Source organism: Pseudomonadota bacterium, from assembly GCA_026388275.1.
In the GTDB taxonomy this organism is placed as follows: Bacteria; Desulfobacterota; Syntrophorhabdia; order Syntrophorhabdales; family Syntrophorhabdaceae; genus JAPLKB01.
In genome coordinates, this window is sequence record JAPLKB010000042.1 from 16,291 (window position 1) to 35,030 (window position 18,740).

Genomic DNA, 18,740 nt, shown 5'->3' on the forward strand with positions numbered 1-18,740 from the left:
TTTTATATATATGTTAGCCGCAAGGACAAGCGGTGCACATTGTCGTCACATTATAAAATGCGTTTTCAGTTAAAGCAATAATTTACAGGATGTATATCAGTTTCATCGTTTCATTTGTGGTATAAGAAGATATGTAGCCAGAAAAGCTAATGCTGCAAGAAAGGCGCAAGGTAGGGGTATTGATAAAAGTCCTGCCAATACTGAATAATGATCTCCTATGTATCCTATTGATATAGGGGCGGCAGATGCCATTGCATAGGCAAAAGTGGAGATCACTCCAAGAGCCAGACCCTTAAAGGATGGAAAAACAAGACCGGTGAACGTCCAGAGCGCACCCATTACAGCACCGCCGATAAAACCCATCTGAAAGGTGAAGATAGCCCTAAGGAAAGGGCTGCTTACCCAAAGTAAAAGTACGAGAGATGTTCCCATAAGAATTCCGCCGCTTATGCCAACCCGCCGATAGCCGAGTTTATCGGATACCCATCCCAGAAATGGCCGGCCAATGAACTGTCCTACCCCATACAGACCGGCAATAAGACCGGCAATCGTTGCACTTGTCCCTATTTCTGTTTTAAGAAAGACAGGATACCACATGGTAAAACCAAACTCGGCAGATATCTGGAACATTGCAGTCAGGCTCAGGAGAAAAAGCATAATCAGGTTGGCGGGTTTGATGATGCTTTTGTCGAAAAAAGCACCAGCCCGGGTCTTATTTCCTTCCTGGGGCCAGACAAGGATCAGGAGAACCGCAACAACGATACCTGCAAGCCCGGTCAATATAAATGGCGCCCTCCAACTTCCGGTGAAATCCAGCAACCAGCCTGCCGATGCAGGACCTACAAACCAGCCTAAAGAAGAGCCGGAGGATATGGCGGTTAAAAAGAATCCCGGTCGTTCCGGGAAAAGTTCAAGTGTAAAAGCGAGAAGGATAACGAAATAAAAGGGCTCTATCATGCCTGTAAGAAGCCGTCCAATAAAGAGATGTCCTATGCTGGATACTAATCCGCAGATTACTGTGAGGGCAGAGAAACCGAAAATGCCAAAAAGGATGGTATATTTTCTTCCAAAACGATCCGATATTAAACCGGCGATAATAGGGGTAAACATGTAACCCCAGAGAGAAGCAGCACCGATAATGCCAAGGCCGGTCCTGTCAGTATGAAATTCTTGCATAAGAGAGGGGATAAGAGGACCAAATATCCAACGCTGAGCAAAGTAAAGGAGCCCTCCGATCCAGGCAATAAAAAAGAAAAGAATCCTCTTTGATGGCATAAACCTCCGTATAACTAACGGATAGGCTATATCACAATTATAGATATTTATCAAACTTGTGTTGATATAGGAAACCCCGGCAAAATAAATATGCCGGGGTCAACCACAACAGTGAAGTCGTCTGTTCTTCTTTTAGCGTAATTCCTGTTAAGACTTATGCGAAATGCTTTTTCAGTTGGGCTAATTGTCCTGTAAGTTCCTTAGGAAGTTTTTCGCCAAACTGTCCGTAAAATGCTTCAATACCTTCAATCTCTTTCTGCCATTCATCCTTATTAATTTCAAAAAGCTTCTTAAGAGTTTCTTTGGATATGTCAAGACCGGTGAGGTCTATGTCTTTTTTCTCCGGTATAAAACCAATAGGCGTTTCCGTTGCCTGAATTCTACCTTTGGCCCTGTCGAGCATCCATTTAATTATACGGAAATTTTCTCCGAATCCAGGCCATATAAATTTGCCTTGATCGTTCTTCTTAAACCAGTTAACAAAAAATATCTTCGGTGGATTGGTAAGTTTGGCTCCTATATTCATCCAGTGTTGGAAATAGTCGGCCATATTATACCCGCAGAACGGAAGCATTGCCATAGGATCGCGCCTTACCACGCCTATCTGGCCTGCTGCCGCCGTTGTGGTTTCCGAACCGAGCGAAGAAGCTTTAAAAACACCATGGTTCCAGTTGAAGCTCTCACATACAAGGGGTACGGTGTCTGAGCGTCGTCCTCCGAAAAGTATTACAGAGATGGGCACGCCTTTCGGATTGTCAAATTCAGGGGACAGAGTAGGACAGTTGTATGCCGCCACGGTAAAACGGGAATTGGGGTGTGCAACAACCTTACCTGAGGTTTTGTCCCAGGGATTACCCTGCCAATCCATAATATTTGCAGGTGCAATATCCGTAAGCCCTTCCCACCACGGTGAATTGGTATCAATATCGATACCGGTATTGGTAAAAAGAGTGGGATAGAACTTATCCGCCCTGAGGGTATTCATCATTTGAGGATTTGTCTTATCAGAAGTACCTGGAGCAACGCCAAAAAAACCTGCTTCGGGATTGATCGCATAGAGTCTGCCGTCGGCTCCTACATTGATCCAGGCAATATCGTCGCCTAATGTAGTTACATTGTACCCTTCCAGGGTAGGCTGAATCATGGCAAGGTTTGTTTTCCCGCAAGCAGAAGGAAAAGAACCGAGAACATACATGGTCTCCCCGGTTTTTTTGTCCTCTACACCCATTATAATCATGTGTTCTGCAAGCCAGCCTTCCTGATGACCCTGATAAGAAGCAATTCTCAAAGAGAAGCATTTCTTGCCGAGAAGTGCATTCCCACCATAACCGGAGCCAATACTCATAACAAGGTCTTCCTGGGGGAAGTGCATGACATACCGTCTTTCAGGGTTAAGGTCGGCTATTGAGTGAAGGCCCTTTACAAACTTACCCGTGGAGCCGATTTTGTCGATTATTCCCTGCCCTACCCTTGTCATGATATACATGCTGACAACAACATAAATAGAATCGGTGATTTGTATACATGGCTTCGCATAAGGAGAATCAGGATGACCCATCATGTAAGGGATAACATAGAGTGTCCTGCCCTTCATGCATCCGTCAAAGATTGCAGAAACTTTCTTCTTGGCATCGGCAGGCTCCATCCAGTTGTTGTTAGGACCTGCATCTTCTTTTTTCGGTGTGCATACAAATGTAAGTTGTTCTGTTCTGGCCACATCATTAGGGTGACTCATGTGATGATAGGAATTTGGAAAGAAATTATGGTTAAGTTCCCGGAATGTATTATGAATATATGTTTTCTCCTTCTCTATGCCTATTTTAATAAGGTCACGTATTTCCTGTTCATTGCCCTGAACCCAGTAAATTTTATCCGGTTTGGTAAGTACAGCCTGTTCTTCAACCCATTGTTCCACTAACTTTCTCATCTTATTTCCTCCTTAATTATTATGTAAATGTATAACTATTGCAATTGTGTATGCTTGACACGGTTCACATTGTATAACCGTCTTTTATATTTGCTGTACTGGATAACACATTGCAGAAACACAAACGGGAAAATTGTTTCACAGCGGTTGCTGTATCCACCCGATGCATTCCCGGACATTTTTACAGATCAATTGTGATCTGCTTGGTGTTGTGCCGATTTGGGTTGTGGAAAGAAAGTGCCAGACGGAAACCACTTGTTTATTTGTTAGTAGTATATATATCAAAATATGTTCCACCCGAATTGAATTATTATTTCTTTTATTTTATACTAAAGTCAATAAAAAAAATGTACAAAATGATGCACTAACCTTTGGGTTAAGTAGCCATGCGCTATCACCTGCACTCGGCAACTGATTTTTTAAACAGTCTCGTCAGTTGCCTCATAATTAAATCCTACCACCCAGGGTATGCCGAAGCAAGATAACATTGACTCATATAAAACCTTTATATCGGATTATGAACCAACAATCTTTTCTGTGATCTCTTTAATAAATTTAATATGATGCAATTCGTTGGTATACTTACTGAAGTTTATTTAAGGTTGACACTGATGCATATTACTGGTATATTTCACTTTATAAATAAGGTTTATCGTAAGGAGAAGGAAAATAAGTTTTTTTGACGATCTTGCCTCTGTTATGGTTCTTCTGAATTTTTTTGGAAGATATTCCCTGAACAACTAAAGGATTACAGCCATTATATTCAAATCGTTAATAAAAGAATATATTCATTATAGCAGATCATTATATGTATATTAATGCGGCCTACCATTATTTACCTGATAAGATCATTCCTAACTCATACTATACAACTCTGATTGACTTATCGGACGAGTGGATTTATAAAAGATCGGGTATCCGGACAAGAACAAAAGCAGGCATTGACGAGAATACAAACACAATGTCCATAGATGCTGTAAAATCAGGACTCCATAGACTCCCGTATGATCTGAAAGAAGTAGACCTTATTGTCGGCGCCACATATACACCTTACGATACCGTTGCAACTAATGCTCACGCTGTTCAAAGTCATTTCGCTATTTCCCGTGCCAAGGCTCTCTCCATTTCTTCAGCATGCTCATCCTTTATTAATGCTGTAGAGATAGTAGAAGGTTATTTTGCTATCAACAAATCACGGAGAGCCCTTGTCGTTGCTTCGGAACATAATACCGCTTACAGCGACGACAATGACAAGCAATCCGGTTATTTATGGGGAGACGGCGCCGGGGTCGTACTTATTTCGAAAGAAAAAATTTCTGAAGAAGATATTGAGATACTTGACCTGAACACAACGGGGCTTGCAGATGTTGGAAAAGGTCTCGATGGTGTATATTTAAGGCCAAATGACGGAGGACTACAAATGCCTTACGGCAAGGATATCTTTGTCCATGCATGTAAACACATGGTCTCTGAAGTCGAAAACATAGTAAAAAAGAATGGTTTTAAATTGGAAGACATAAAACATTGTATTCCACACCAAGCCAATGCACGAATAATCAATAATGTAGCAGAAACTCTTGGTTTGAAAAACGGGCAGTTGATTATGAATATCGAAGGTACCGGTAATACCGGTAGTGCAAGTACGATTATTGCCCTGTCACAAAACTGGCAGAGATTTAAGAAAGGCGAACTGATTGTCATCACAGTGTTCGGCGGCGGATACTCAAGCGGCGCAATACTTTTAAGAAGGTAATTTTTTCAATTGTGTTTCTTTCATACTACTCATGCTTTGCACTTACTTCCAGCACATGCATCTGCACAACATTAATTTCCCTGCGTCATCTGCTCTGAGTTATCAAAAGTCCGCAGTTCTTCTATAGCATCGAGAAGCTCTTTGCACGTACCTGTTCTGAAGGCTCTGTCGCGAAGCGGCTTCATCCCTGAAAGTCCTCTTGTGTACCATATAAAAAATTTGTGAAAGCAACTTACGCTTTTCTTTTCACCATAATGCTGAACCAGCAGGTTTAGATGCAGTTTCATTATTTCAATGCGCTCAATTATATCAGGCCCTTCACAAAACGTTCCATTTTGATAAAATTGGATTATCTCCCTGAATATCCATGGATTCCCGAGGGCGCCGCGGGCAATTGCCATCCCGTCACAGCCGGTTTCATTAAACATCTTTCTGACAAAGGACAACGATAAGGCGTCGCCGCTGGCAAATACAGGAATCTTTAATGCTTCTTTTACCTCTTTAATGATCCGGTAATCTACGGTTCCGTTATAACCCTGGGTTTTTGTCCTTCCGTGGATAAAAAGTGCACTGATACCGGCATCCTCGGCATAGAGTGCAGTTTCCCGCGCATTTATTGAATCATAATCCCACCCTGTTCTAATCTTCACTGTTACCGGGACTTTTGAATGGGCAACCAGTAATTTAAGGATATTTCTCAGTTTTCGCGGTTCTCTGAGAAGTGCTGCTCCTTTGCCGTTGCGCGTAATTTTTGCTGTTGGACAGGCAGCATTAAAATCAAGAAGATCAAACTCGTGTCCATCAAGAACATTCATAGCTTTTAAGATGTGTTCTTCGTCGTTCCCCAGCAACTGCACTCCCAGAGGCCGGTCATCAGTTGTGGAGGAAAGCATGCGAAGAGTCCTTTTATCATTGTGCGACAAAGCCCTTGCATCAATCATCTCAGTAAATGCCATTGGCGCACCAAAAGCACGTGTGACCAGACGAAAGGGAAGATCGCTCACCCCAGCCATAGGGGCAAGAATACAGGGGACGGGAAGAACGATGTTGCCAATTGCAAGCATGTTTTATTCTATCTCTCAAATACTCGGCTGTCAAATATAGGGAACTGGATGGTTGTAGTAAGTAAAAACATTCAAATACAATGGATCTGCGGTACAGTATCAGAATATAAATATGCCCCCGGCATGACTCGAACATGCGGCACACGGATTAGGAATCCGTTGCTCTATCCGCCTGAGCTACGGGGGCATCATTTAATCAATAAAATTGAGTTACACATTTTAAAATATAAATCACGCAAAGAATCTGCAAATTCATAAATATCACTGTCGTAAAACATGCTTTTTAATACCATATATGGGATTTATTTTAAAGAAAAAAGGCAGAGCGCCGGTAATTCATTGTTTAGCAAGGTAAATGCAACAAAATAGTGGCTTTTGTCATGGTAATTCAATATAGATTAGTGCCAATAAAACAACAAATAATCACCGAATATGTCTAAAAAATGGAATATTTATAAAAATTTTCATTTTTTTTTAAAAAATATGCAATAAATCCTTGATTATTAAAGAAATTGTGCTAATATCTTTTGTACATGGTTATTCTTACAGGGTTTCATATAACAGGCAAAGGATATTTGCCTGATAATCATATATATTATTATAAACTATACCCAAGGAGGTAGTAAGAATGACCAAGGCAGAAATCGTAGAAAAAGTAGCAGAAGAAATTAAAGTTTCTAAAACAGCTGCAGCAAAAGCCTTCGCTGTTGTTACAGGATCCATTGAACAGGCAATGAAGAAGGGTGAAAAGGTAACAATTATCGGATTTGGAACCTTCTCAGTAGCAGACAGAAAAGCCCGCAAAGGAAGAAACCCCCGTACAGGTAAGGAAATCAAGATTGCAGCAAAGAAAGTCCCTAAATTCTCAGCAGGCGCCGCTCTAAAGGCAGCAGTCAGCGGCAAAGCAGCAGCAAAACCGGCAGCAAAGAAAGCACCGGCAAAAGCAGTAAAACCGGCAGCAAAAGCTAAAAAGAAATAATACAACTTTGATAGATACATTCTGAACCAAGCGGGCCTTTTGCCCGCTTGGTTTTTTAATGGAAATTGCCTGGGACAGCTTGATACAGTTACTTATCCTAATGGAAAATACGAGATTGTTTCTTCCGTTTGTTTCATACCCGGTAATACATCCTTCCCCCCCATTAATAAACGACATCAAGGATTTTGATAAGGACTTGGGGAGCAAATTTTCTTAATAGCTCCAGAAGACAACGATCAATCTTCCTTCCTTACTGACGGGCGTTTTCTGCGGCTAAGAGGGCTGCTCCAAATGCTGCAGTGATTTGTGGTTCATCCGGAACAAGAATATCAATATTAAGTTCTTTCTCTATTGCTTTCACCAGACCACGATCTTTAGCGCCTCCGCCTGTTATAGCACAATCCAGAGTGAGACCAAGGCGTACAACAAGGTTTATAATCTTTGATGCAATAGCCTTATGTACACCGGCGAGAATATCCGCTGGGAAGGCTCCCTCGGCTATGCGCGACACCGCCTCTGATTCGGCAAAAACAGCGCATCCTGTTGTAAACTCAACAGGGTTAGCGGATTGAAGTGAAAGCTCCCCGATCTCATCTATATTCATGTGAAGAATACGGGCAATGACATGAAGAAACTTACCACTTCCTCCAGCGCATTTCTCATTTAAAATAAAGTTGGCTACCCTTCCCGCATCATTAAACCGGATCGCCTTGCTGAACTGGGCACCAATATCAATCAGAGTCCTGACAGAGGGAAATAAATGAAAAACACCGGCAGCATGGCATGAAATGTCCGTAATCGACTGATCTGCAAAATCAACAGTTGTCGCTCCATAGCCGGTGGCAATTGTATAAGATATATCCCCTATATTAAGACCGGCTTTTTCCAGAGCAATATCCGACGTTTTTTCAGCCGTTTCTTTATAGCTTCCGCCTGAAGGCATAGTTGCATATGAAATGAGAGTCTTGTCCTTGCACACAACCGCCTTTGAAAAACCGGAACCTATATCCACACCGAGCACATATGCCATCCTAAATCCTCTGTCATTGCCGTATAACACCGGGCTTTATCTATAAGAGTCGACATTGCCGGAACATGTCTCTCAAGAGAAAAAACTGGCCGCTTGCAGCCCCATTGTACTTCTTTTCAGAGTTTCTCCCCTTCCGGCAGCGTTTTCATAAGTTTCTTTCCCTACAATTGCTGCACCTATCGCACCTGTAAGCAGCGGTTCAGGCGGAACCAGAACCTGGCACCCGAATTTTCCTTCCAATGCCCTTACCAGGCCGATGTTCTTTGCTCCACCGCCTGTTATGGCAATATCGGGTGAAATTTTAAGCTTGTTTGCCATGGAATATATCCTAACGGCAATGGCTTCATGGATGCCTGCAATAAGATTGGCAACAGGTTCACCATTCGCAAGCTGAGAAGTTACTTCCTGTTCTGCGAAGACAGTGCAGGTATTACTAATAATTGCCGCCTTTCCGGCTGAAAGAGAAAGCTCGCCAAGTTTTTCCAGTGGAACACCCAGCGCATCGGCAATTACTTCAAGAAACCGCCCTGTTCCGGCAGCGCACTTATCATTCATAACAAAACTGATAACCTTGCCGGCCTTCAGTTTAATACATTTACTGTCCTGGCCGCCGATATCCACAATTATTTCCGCTGTTGGAAGAAGGCTGTAAATCCCTTTAGCGTGGCATGTAATCTCCGTAATCTGTTTGTCTGCAAAGGGTACGTTTATCCTGCCGTATCCGGTGGCAACAACATAGGACAAGTCTTCGAAGTCAAGCCCTGCCTTGTTAAGAGCTTCTTCCATTACTTTATTGGCCAGCCTGCGGTGCTCAGGACCAGTGGGTCCGATAACGGATGACACAAGGGTATCACCCACGATGGCCACCTTGGTCATCGTGGACCCAATGTCAATTCCGGCAAAGTATTGTTTCATTAATACGGGCTTTTGCACTGTATGCAGCGATCCGACAAAGTTTTAATTGCCCTTACTCCTGACCGTTTCCAGTGCTTCGATGAATGCATCAATCCTGTTGTGCGTATCTGCCTCATTGTAAGAGCTGATATCCACAATGTCGCCTTCCATAATAAGAACAGGTATGTCTTTATAAATTTTTCTGAGAATTTCCGCCTGTTGAACGATTCCTGCATGCCAGCTTCGGCAGGAAAAGGCTGAATGAAAAACTACACCATCGCATTTATAGTCTTCAATATATTCGATAATGCGCTCAACCTTAGGTATGGAGCCTGGACGATTCCGTGCCTTGTCGTACCAGTGGGTCCAGAATCTCACCCATCTCCATGCAATGTGTTCCAGGGGATCATTAGTCTTCGGGAGATTGAGACGCTCAACCTTTTCAGCGTTACGATATGTTGTTTCTACAGGGAATACGGCGCCTTTACTGTTGAAATACTGAAAATCGCCGAGGGCAAACCACGAAGGAAGTCCGGCACCCCAAAGAATACGGTATTTTTCTTCATCGGCCACGCCTTGCTTCTGCTCTATTTTCTGCCTCAACTCCAGGTTCAGGTCAGCATAAAAATCGTAGGCCTCCTGAGTACCGAGGTTAAACGTCAGGGGCACCATAGTATTCATCGCATCGCCAGTATCCATAGGCGTGGGAATAGCCTTGCGCAGTTCGTAGGTATCAATAAAGATGTCCCATGTTCTATCTGTAAGGTCAACAAGAGCTGCAAGCTTGTCCCAGTCCATCTTTTTACCAATATGTTTCTCACAGAAACTTACGCATGCACGCAGTTCCTCTGTTGCATATTTCACGTAGATCTTTTCCTGTCCCTTGTGATCCATATTCGGGTCCCAGGGCGGATAATACATGCTCCCGACAAATACAGGCACATCCTGCAGATAATGCTGTGTTGCCTGCGGCCACTTAAATCGCGGATCGCACAATTGCTGGCCGCTGCCTATTATCATGTCCGGTCTTCCCATGCCGCCCCACGGAGCTCCAGGAGGCATTTCTCCGCCCATTTCTTCGCGCAGCATATCAAAACCGAGGGTACATGTCGCATATGTGCACAAAGAACGGGAGAAGTTATCCGATTCTGCCTTTTGCAGATATTGTTCAGCATCACGTTTGGCTGCACATACGCCTGAGAAACTTTCACCCCAGGCGGGTACAATATCCATAGCCCTCATAATTTCATCCTGACCGTCATTGATATAGGCGTAGGCTACTTTTTTCCCCTCTTCTTTTGCTTTAAGGGTTGCGGACATATTGCCTCTTACAAATTTCGGTATTTTTGCTGCTGCCTGGGTTGCAAGCGCTCTTGGTTTTTTATCATCTGCCATGTTATTTTCCTCTAAATTATTTATTATTATTTACAATTTGCCAGGACACCCGCAGGCGGGTACCTGCCCCACACTCTCAAGGCTGTCGGGGCTTTCTCTTCTCGCTCACTGCCTGAGCTATTTTATTCTGTGTACGCTTTATTTTTACCGGGACTTAGTCCCTCCATTTCAAACGGTTTAAACACCTTGAACGGTTTAACCTGTTAATTCTATGCAATCATCTCCAGAAATGCCTCAACCCTTGTCTTCATCCTCGGCAGAGTAGAAGAGGAATATTCATCTTCAAGATAGAGTACCGGCACACCTGCAGTTTCGATAAAGCTTTTCATTGCCGGGACCTCAAAACCATAGGGGTCACAAAATTTATAGATAAAGAGAACAACACCATCCACTTTAAAATCCTTTATATTCTGTTTTATATGGCCAAATCTGGCCTCCAGATTTTCCTGGTAATTATTGCCGGCAGTAATGCATGTCGTAGGCAATTTAAGTTTTTTCAAATAACGCTCAGCGATACCCTGAACCGGATCAGGCGTTATATCAACATCAGCCCAATACATTTTACTTCCGATTGACAGATCATCCATAACAAGATTTGCACCGGCACTCTCGATGGTTTCAACAATGGCCACATCATCGATCTGATCTCCTATTAACATGATCCGTGACAGACTTGTACCATTTGGCACTCCTCTCAGTTTCACTTCTTTTATTACATCCCCGATAAGCGCGCTCGATTCTTCTACCGGTAAACTCATGGCAGCCACAAGAACCTTCATCATCTCAGCACCCGATATGAGAGGGTAATCGGCTTTTCTCAAAGAATAAAGCTCTCTCATAACCCGTCTGTTCTCATTGTGGGCTTTAACTGCCTGAACCAGAGCTTCGTCCGTGATCGCATTGCCGGTATACTTTTCGAGAGTGTCGATAAATATTCGCAAAATTGATTTTGTAAACTCTATTGACGGATCATCAGTCAAATGCGGGAAATTCAAGAAGTGCCAGTATGGCAAATTCAGGTTATAACTCCATACATCGTTTGTCCTGTCAATGCTATCACATTGATGAGGCAGGACCATGCCGTCAAGGAAGTCATATTTCCCTTTCAGGGCAGTATCAAAGACATTGCGTATAAAAGGACAGACTATAGTTTCCATATGGGCATCTGCTTTAGTAATTGCCTCTGAGACATTCCCCTTCAATCTAAGCGGGATTATTCCGGCAGCCGTTATGATTTCCACCGGAGCCAATGCAGATAAATAGCCTATTACTTTTCTGCCTTCAGCTTTTAGAGCCTTTGCCCTTGATCCATATTGACTGTAATGTTTTTCAGCTAACGCCAATCCATTTCCGTATTGTTCCATCATCTTTTTTCCTTTCACTCCTTCTTCTTTGCTCGCAATTAACCATTCATGCACTGTAATGCTTATAACTTCAAAACTTTCAGAAAAACCGGGGGAACCCGAAACATCATCTTTTAGACATTTTAATGAAGAGATATTTTTATCATATTTTCCTTTTCATTTCAACCGACTATTATCCTTGGAAATAGATAACAAGACTATACCGGGCCTTCATTTCTCACATTCGACAGAAGTTTCATCCTCGCGGAGTGTGTCGCCTGGCACTATGTTTACTAATCTTGTTTTGCTTTAGCTGTCGTAGAGGAAGCCATCACAACAATCGAGAAAAGGGACAAGAATGCAAAGAAGAAGAGCTTTCTCAAACAGAATTTCTTCAGTATTGTGCAGCCCCTTCTCAAATGGTATATTTACACGTCCACACGGATCGGTAAAATGACCGTTGGTATACCGTTCCACTGCAGCCTGCGCTGAATAGAGTGGGCTGTTTCATTGTGAAGTATCTTCTGGAAAGGGTTGTCGTGACGGAACACTAATTTTCCTGTAAAAACAGTTGATCTCGGAAACTCTTTGACCGTTGCTTCAACAAGATCAGAGGCCGCATCTATCACATCTGTTCCCACATCCGTTCTATAATCGGCAGAGAAACCATGTTCCCGGGTAACTTTTATATATTTCTTAAGCCCTTTCCGTACTGATTCCTTTAAGGCTTCTACTTCGGCAACCCCTTTAAAAGAACCGGAATCAATTTCAGCAACAGAAATAAAGATGAAGTTTTTGTAGATATTAGGGAAATAGCGAACAATTGACATAAGGGTATGAAGACCAAATCCATTATACCCGCTAACGAGAAGAATAGCGGTCATTTCCTTTGGATTGACGGGATTATTGTTGTACGGTTCGGTTGTAGGAAGGTTGGAGAGCATCTCTTCAAGCTTCTTCACACCAAGCCTGACTTTTTTATAATGGGAACGAATTAGGTAACAGAGACCTACTACTGCTAAGGTTAGAACAAGCGTTACCCAGCCACCTTCTCCAAATTTTTCATAGATAGTTATTACAAGGATAGTTAAGCAAAGGATGAGACCTATAATATGAATAACTATATGTTTCTTCCAGTCCCGATCAACCTCTTTGTTTTTTATAAAGAAGCGGACCATCCCAAACTGGGACAGAGAAAAGGTGAGAAAGACATTGATCGAGTACATGATGATAAGGGCAGAGACTGAACCGTGGGTATAGATAAGGAGAACGATAGCTGCCGTGCCCATAACGAGAACACCATTCTGCATTGAAAGCCTTTCTGAGAGGGCGGCAAATTTTCTGGGAAACCACGAGTCTACAGCCATGTTTGCCATTACGCGGGGACCATCGATAAATCCTGCCTGGGCAGCAACTATAAGAAGAACTCCTTCTGATAAAATTGTAATCAGTGCAATATAATAGCCGAAAGGCCAGTTCCCGAAAACCCCATCTGCAAGGATTGTATTTAATGTGCGGCCTTCAACGGGGTTTATCCCGAAAAGGTAATAGCAGAAAAACAGTCCTCCTGCTGTTATTGCAAGAGATGTAGCCATATATGCCATAGTGCGTTTACCGGTTTGCACCTTTGGCTCCCGCAGGATTTGCATTCCGTTCGATACAGCCTCAAGGCCGGTATATGTGCCGCCGCCGAGAGAGAATGCCCTCAAGAAAATTGCAAGTATACCGACAAAACCAATTGTCGATAGATCCGAACTGGATGTTGTTTTTAATGCGCCAAGTAATGGATTGATTTGGGGAACATGGCTAATAATGCCATAGCCTATTAATAGAACATGGGTAATGACAAAGATCGCGAAAATTGGTGCGAGAAGGGTCACCGATTCTTTTACTCCGCGAAGATTGAGGATAACCAGGGCGACAATGAGAAATGAAACAAAAAAAATCTTGTATTTTTGAAAGGCCAAAGGGAGAAAACTGAAAAGGGCATCACCGCAGGAAACAAGAGAGACAGTAATTGTCAGCATGTAGTCTACAAGCAACGCACATCCTGAAACAACCCCGACATTTTCGTTAATCGTATGGGTTGCCACGATATAACCGCCGCCGCCATGGGGGAAGTGTTCGATGATTCGTGAATAGGCATATGCAATGATAAAGACCGTTAAGGCTGTGGCAACCCCTATGATAGGGGCCAGATAGGTATGAGTGCCAAGTGCCCTGAAAGCCTCTTCGGGACCATACGAAGAAGATGAAAGACCGTCTGCACCAAGGCCGATCCATGCAAGTATCGGTATGAGTGAAAGTTTATGAAATATGGAAGGTTCATTTACATCTCTTGGCGCGCCTATGACTTTTCGCTTAATCCTTTCGTATAAACTCGGTTCCGGCTCCGAGATGTCATTTTCCATTAGAATATTCTCCTTTACTGTTGATATGTTCAATGAATCCCCCACTGTTGCCAGGCGGGTAGGTTGTTTGATGACGAAATATTTTCAATTAAGCCCCTACCACCAGTACAGAACATTGTGCATACTTCTTAACCTTTTCTGTAACGCTTCGAAAAAAAGTAAACAGGGATTCTGCTTTGTTATGTCGGGCAATTATAATTAAATCTATATTTTTTTCTGTCTGCACTTTCAGGATCTCTTTATAAATTATCCCTTTCCTGATCTCCGGGACTATCTCAACAGATTTTGCCTCAGGAAATTTAGCAAGTTGTCTCTGAATCATTTCCTTTTCGTCTGCAACCTTTCGAAATGGCAGAACGTGAAGAAGATGGATCCTGGCGTTCTGTTGTTTGGCGAGGTCGATTGCAATCTGTAACGCTACATCCGAAGGTTCTAAAAAATCCGTTGGAACAAGTATTGTCTTCAGACCGTGTTTGCCAATCTCTGTCGAGCAGCACATCATTAATACTCCAACATTCCGGGAAAGCTTACAGTACAGGCTTTGTAATTCACGCGGTGCTCACTCTCTTCCAAGATATCCTCACATTATTAATTTTAAACAATTCGGTATAAATTAACTGTTAAAAGATTGGCGATAAGTATAAAGAAAATATAAAGAAAGGATTTTTTAATCTCGTGTAATCAGCCGATATCCAACACCGGGCTCGGTGATTATATAAGTAGGCTGCGACGGATCAACCTCGATTTTACGTCGCAGTTGACCAATATAAACACGCAGATATTGAGATTCTTCCTGATAATTTGACCCCCAGATGGCCCGTAAGAGCTGTCTGTGGGTTACTACCCGGCCGGCCTGTTGCGCCAGATATTTTAGAACTTCATATTCTGTTGGTGTGAGCTTTACTTCCTCTCCTCTGATTGTCACGTTCCTGTGTGCTAAATCCACCGAAAGCTCACCGAAGGCAAGTATTGGCGCATCCTCTGACTTGGCTGCGTGACGCAGAGCAGTCCGGAGCCTGGCCAAAAGCTCGCCCATACTGAACGGTTTGGTGACATAGTCATCTGCACCGGCATCCAGTGCCTTGATCTTATCATCTTCATGCTCCCTTACTGAGAGAACAATGATGGGGACCTGTGTCCATTCACGGAGGTGCCTAATGACCTCGATGCCGTCGAGATCCGGCAACCCCAAATCCAGAATGATCAGATCCGGATGAAATATTGATGTTTGACTCAAACCTTCTTGTCCTGAAGCGGCTTCGCCAACATCATAGCCATAACCCTCTAAAGCAGCCTTCAACATCCGGCGTATCTGTTTTTCATCATCCACAACAAGTACTCGTGCGCCATCAGCCGACATTATCTGTTCCTTCTCTTGCATATTTTTGTTCCGAAAGCTCTTCGGATACAGGGAGAGAAAAGGTGAATCTATTACCGTATTCCGGCGATGAATCAACCCATATGCTGCCGCCATGCGCTTCAATGATTCCCTTGCAAATAGACAAGCCGAGTCCTGTCCCGCTTGCATGTTTAGAAGAATATAGCCGATAGAATTTATCGAACACATGTTCATGCTCTGTCTTTGGAATAGGCGGACCAGGATCAGCTACCGTAAGAAACAGTATTCTGTCCCGACAATGAACTGAAATTGAGATTGAGCTGCCCGGAAGAGAATATTTCACTGCATTTTCCAGCAAATTAATCATTACATGTTCTATGAGAATAAAATCAGCCATGAAGGAAGGAGGGTCCGGCGGTATATCAATCTGCAATGGATGCTCCTGTAAAGCATCTCTTGTTTCCCTCAGTACAACACCAATGATATCCTCGATATCGCACCATTTCATGTTCAATTTTAATGCACCACTCTCAAGACGTACCATATCAAGAAGATTTTCTATGAAACGGTTCATGCGGTGCGCCTCTTCCCTGATTGTGTGTAAAAAGATGTTTTTGGTTTCTTGTGTATAAACGCTTCCTTCCGACAGAAGACTTGTCACCGCACCCGTGATAGATGCAAGGGGTGTACGGAAGTCGTGGGAAATGGAATTTAATAATATCCTGTGGAGTTTCTCTGATTCTGCCAACCATTTTGCCTGTTCGGCTTCTTTTGCAAGCTGCAGGCGGATTATGGCAACTGCTACAAGATTGGTAAAGGTTTCTATAAGTTGTTGTTTTTCGGGCGAAAGGGCTGCATTCTCTATATTGGGTCTGATGCCGAGGACGGCTATTGTTTTATCTTCTGCTTTTATAGGAAAGAAAAACAATGAGCGTGCTCCTTCGAAAATTCCCAATTCCCTACCTGCTGGCTGGCCATGCTCCAGTACCCAACGTGCCACCGCATATTCTTTCTCATCAAATACAGCGTTGTCCAGAGTTGCAGCCATTTTGTACAGAACTTCATTATTCGGATCCTGGATGAGTACAATAGCCGTGCCGTTTACAGTTTCTGCAACCTTATCAAGAAAGGTTTTCAGAACTTGTTCCAGATCAGCCTTCGCTGCTATTTCCCGACTAAGTTCATACAAAGTGAGAGTTCTTATTTCCCGTTCAGTGGTTTTTTCCAGTTCATTCCTAAGTTTTGTTGCCGTAGTGCCGGTAACAAGGGCCACCAAAAAGAAAACAACAAGAACAAACAGGTGCTGCATGTTTCCCACTGCAAAGGTGAAAATTGGTGGCACAAAGAAAAAATTAAAAGTTAATACACCCATAAAAGAGGAGAGGAATGAAGGTCCTCTACCCCAACGAACTGCGCTGATAAGCACAGGCAACAAATAAAGAAGGACGATATTTATTAAATCAAAATAGGGTGTAAGTATTTCTCCGATAACGGTAACAATTGATACTGAGAGTGCTGCCCACGCATAATGCTTTAACGGCGAGCTAAATAAAGAGGAGTGCCTCTTCTGAATGCTCTCATTTTGTTCGGAAACTTTATGTGCGGCTGTTTTCATTATACTAATAAAATTATATTTTGGTATTATACCATGAAAAAAGTGTAAAGTTGTGGATGTTTATTGCCCCTCGGATTTATTCCATTTCTAAATCAAGGATGAAATGATTTACCCCGCTTTAGCTTGCGGGGCAATCAAGGCGGCAAGGGAACACCCGCAAGCGGGTACCCGGACGTAGGCGTACTATAATAGTACGTCGGAGGAGCCGATGACGAAGCCAACGATGATAGCGCCTTGATTTAGAATTGGAATTAGTACTCCAAAACTTGCCCTCGGGGTAATTCTTTGCGGAATATAATGAGACATAGTAAGGAGAAAAAAAGGGAAACGACGCTTCAGAAAGACAGCCGTATTCTGCAGGAACAAAAAACAAGCTGCCAAGCATTTACTTATTTCATTTGGTATTCAATAAGCTCACTCAAATGTGTATTGTGCAGGTTTATATCTGGTATATGCGACCAATTTTTCTTGATTTTTCCGCATTTTTCAAAGCTGATAACTAAACGTGAAGGGTTGATATTGTTTGTAAATAATTGGTGGGCCGTGGAGGATTCGAACCTCCGACCAATTGATTAAGAGTGAATAACATATGTAATATCAAATAGTTATGGTGTTAGATGCTGTTTGCTCCTGCTTGCAGTTATGGAAAAAAGGATATACCGATATAGACGGTATTACCCCTTGTTTGACGGTTTCAGTTCACAGTTAGTTCACAGGTAAAATTTATATTTTTACTTGTCATGGGTTGTAAACAAAACCGTGTCCATTGATTTTCGCAGTTTGAAGTTGTAATCTTTTTCAAGGGATAGGCAGCGCAGCCGATAAGGGGACTTCTCAAACCCCTTCCCTTGAATTTTTGAGAAACCACGATGAGAGGTGGCGATGGAAAAAGAAAATAGAGATGATAGAGTTTCTTTCAGTTTTAAAAATATCAATAATCCAAATATCGGTTATGCAGCGGGGTATTCACCACCAACTCAATGGGATAACGGCGAACATTGGTTAGATTTAACAGAAACCCCGAAGATGTTCCCACATTTTTACCATAAAGAAGCATGGCAGATATTTTACGATAACGCAACATTTGACGATATTCTTGTTGCAGCTGTTGGGGAAAACATTCTTGATGTAATGCATCGGGAAGGGCTACCGGACTTTGACGACCATAAAAAATGGACAGATAAAAAATTCCTTGAAGAACTTAGCCGATATCCTGATTGGCTTCAAATGATAGAGACAGGAGCCTTAGACAGATTTATCTTCATGATGAAAACTGCGGGGATAGCCAACAGTAAAAAAGCAGAACAGGTTTGTAATAATTTGAAGTATTATTTTATCCCGAAACGACCAGGAGGGTCTAAGGTCTACCCGGTTAATCTACATGGCTGTTATTACCTGCTTAAAATGTTATCGAAACATATCTCGAAAAAGTGCAACGAGTTTATAAAAGCCGGAGATAATCTTGATCGACAATCTTTTCAAGAATATACTGATGAAAGCCGGGTTACAGATATTTCTGTGTATGATTTGGACATCCTCCTATCACAACCAACTCAATACGCAAAAAAACTACTTGAAAAAGAATTATACGTCAGCATGGAAAGTCTGAAAAAAGAACTCAAAAAAGGGTAAATTAAAGTTTCTATTTAACCTTTCTGTATGTTTATCAAAACACTATCATATTGTATGCTTTCCTTACAACATAATGTAATACC

The 18,740-nt window shown here is 42.5% G+C and carries 14 protein-coding genes and 1 tRNA gene; 3 read left to right on the forward strand and 12 right to left on the reverse strand.

The annotated features are described in order from the left end of the window. Positions 1-102: 102 nt before the first annotated feature. Both NT010_10985 and NT010_10990 read right to left on the reverse strand, forming a co-directional pair. The gene (locus tag NT010_10985; protein ID MCX5806573.1) at positions 103-1,275 is read right to left on the reverse strand and encodes an MFS transporter; all 1,173 of its coding nucleotides are present in this window, start codon (positions 1,273-1,275) and stop codon (positions 103-105) included. 154 nt (positions 1,276-1,429) lie between these two features. Then, complete coding sequence (locus tag NT010_10990) at positions 1,430-3,202, reverse strand: phosphoenolpyruvate carboxykinase (GTP) (GenBank protein ID MCX5806574.1); 1,773 nt, start codon at positions 3,200-3,202, stop codon at positions 1,430-1,432. 808 nt (positions 3,203-4,010) lie between these two features. Between NT010_10990 and NT010_10995 the strand changes: the two genes are divergently transcribed. Continuing rightward, the gene (locus tag NT010_10995; GenBank protein ID MCX5806575.1) at positions 4,011-4,955 is read left to right on the forward strand and encodes a 3-oxoacyl-ACP synthase III family protein; all 945 of its coding nucleotides are present in this window, start codon (positions 4,011-4,013) and stop codon (positions 4,953-4,955) included. A gap of 71 nt (positions 4,956-5,026) precedes the next feature. Here the strand turns inward: NT010_10995 and dusB are convergent, their stop codons facing one another. Then, positions 5,027-6,019: a tRNA dihydrouridine synthase DusB gene (dusB, locus tag NT010_11000; protein MCX5806576.1), complete on the reverse strand. Its 993-nt coding sequence runs from the start codon at positions 6,017-6,019 to the stop codon at positions 5,027-5,029. Positions 6,020-6,132: 113 nt separating this feature from the next. Next, positions 6,133-6,206: transfer RNA gene (locus tag NT010_11005), tRNA-Arg, on the reverse strand. A gap of 441 nt (positions 6,207-6,647) precedes the next feature. On the opposite strand from NT010_11005, the gene NT010_11010 reads away from it, so the two are divergent. Continuing rightward, positions 6,648-6,998 (forward strand): HU family DNA-binding protein, encoded by a 351-nt coding sequence (locus NT010_11010; protein MCX5806577.1) that lies wholly within the window; start codon positions 6,648-6,650, stop codon positions 6,996-6,998. A 250-nt stretch (positions 6,999-7,248) separates the two neighbouring features. On the opposite strand, the gene NT010_11015 is transcribed toward NT010_11010, so the two are convergent. The 8 genes from NT010_11015 to NT010_11050 form a co-directional block, all read right to left on the reverse strand. Continuing rightward, positions 7,249-8,028, reverse strand: a complete 780-nt coding sequence (locus tag NT010_11015; protein ID MCX5806578.1) for an acyl-CoA dehydratase activase — start codon at positions 8,026-8,028, stop codon at positions 7,249-7,251. Between the two features lie 72 nt (positions 8,029-8,100). Further along, a complete protein-coding gene (locus tag NT010_11020; GenBank protein MCX5806579.1) occupies positions 8,101-8,943 on the reverse strand; it encodes an acyl-CoA dehydratase activase in 843 nt (280 codons plus the stop codon). Between the two features lie 42 nt (positions 8,944-8,985). Beyond that, the gene (locus NT010_11025; GenBank protein MCX5806580.1) at positions 8,986-10,317 is read right to left on the reverse strand and encodes a 2-hydroxyacyl-CoA dehydratase family protein; all 1,332 of its coding nucleotides are present in this window, start codon (positions 10,315-10,317) and stop codon (positions 8,986-8,988) included. Between the two features lie 209 nt (positions 10,318-10,526). Next, positions 10,527-11,699, reverse strand: a complete 1,173-nt coding sequence (locus tag NT010_11030; GenBank protein MCX5806581.1) for a 2-hydroxyacyl-CoA dehydratase family protein — start codon at positions 11,697-11,699, stop codon at positions 10,527-10,529. Positions 11,700-12,088: 389 nt separating this feature from the next. Beyond that, a complete protein-coding gene (locus NT010_11035) occupies positions 12,089-14,071 on the reverse strand; it encodes an APC family permease (protein ID MCX5806582.1) in 1,983 nt (660 codons plus the stop codon). Between the two features lie 88 nt (positions 14,072-14,159). Further along, positions 14,160-14,573 carry a universal stress protein gene (locus tag NT010_11040; protein MCX5806583.1) on the reverse strand — a complete coding sequence of 138 codons (414 nt, stop codon included), beginning with the start codon at positions 14,571-14,573 and terminating at the stop codon, positions 14,160-14,162. A 165-nt stretch (positions 14,574-14,738) separates the two neighbouring features. Then, on the reverse strand, positions 14,739-15,431 hold the full coding sequence (locus tag NT010_11045) for a response regulator (GenBank protein ID MCX5806584.1): 693 nt from the start codon (positions 15,429-15,431) through the stop codon (positions 14,739-14,741). Next, positions 15,421-17,025 carry a DUF4118 domain-containing protein gene (locus NT010_11050; GenBank protein MCX5806585.1) on the reverse strand — a complete coding sequence of 535 codons (1,605 nt, stop codon included), beginning with the start codon at positions 17,023-17,025 and terminating at the stop codon, positions 15,421-15,423. The genes NT010_11045 and NT010_11050 overlap by 11 nt, the downstream gene beginning before the upstream one ends. A gap of 882 nt (positions 17,026-17,907) precedes the next feature. Between NT010_11050 and NT010_11055 the strand changes: the two genes are divergently transcribed. Beyond that, positions 17,908-18,657 carry a hypothetical protein gene (locus tag NT010_11055; GenBank protein ID MCX5806586.1) on the forward strand — a complete coding sequence of 250 codons (750 nt, stop codon included), beginning with the start codon at positions 17,908-17,910 and terminating at the stop codon, positions 18,655-18,657. Positions 18,658-18,740: the final 83 nt, after the last annotated feature.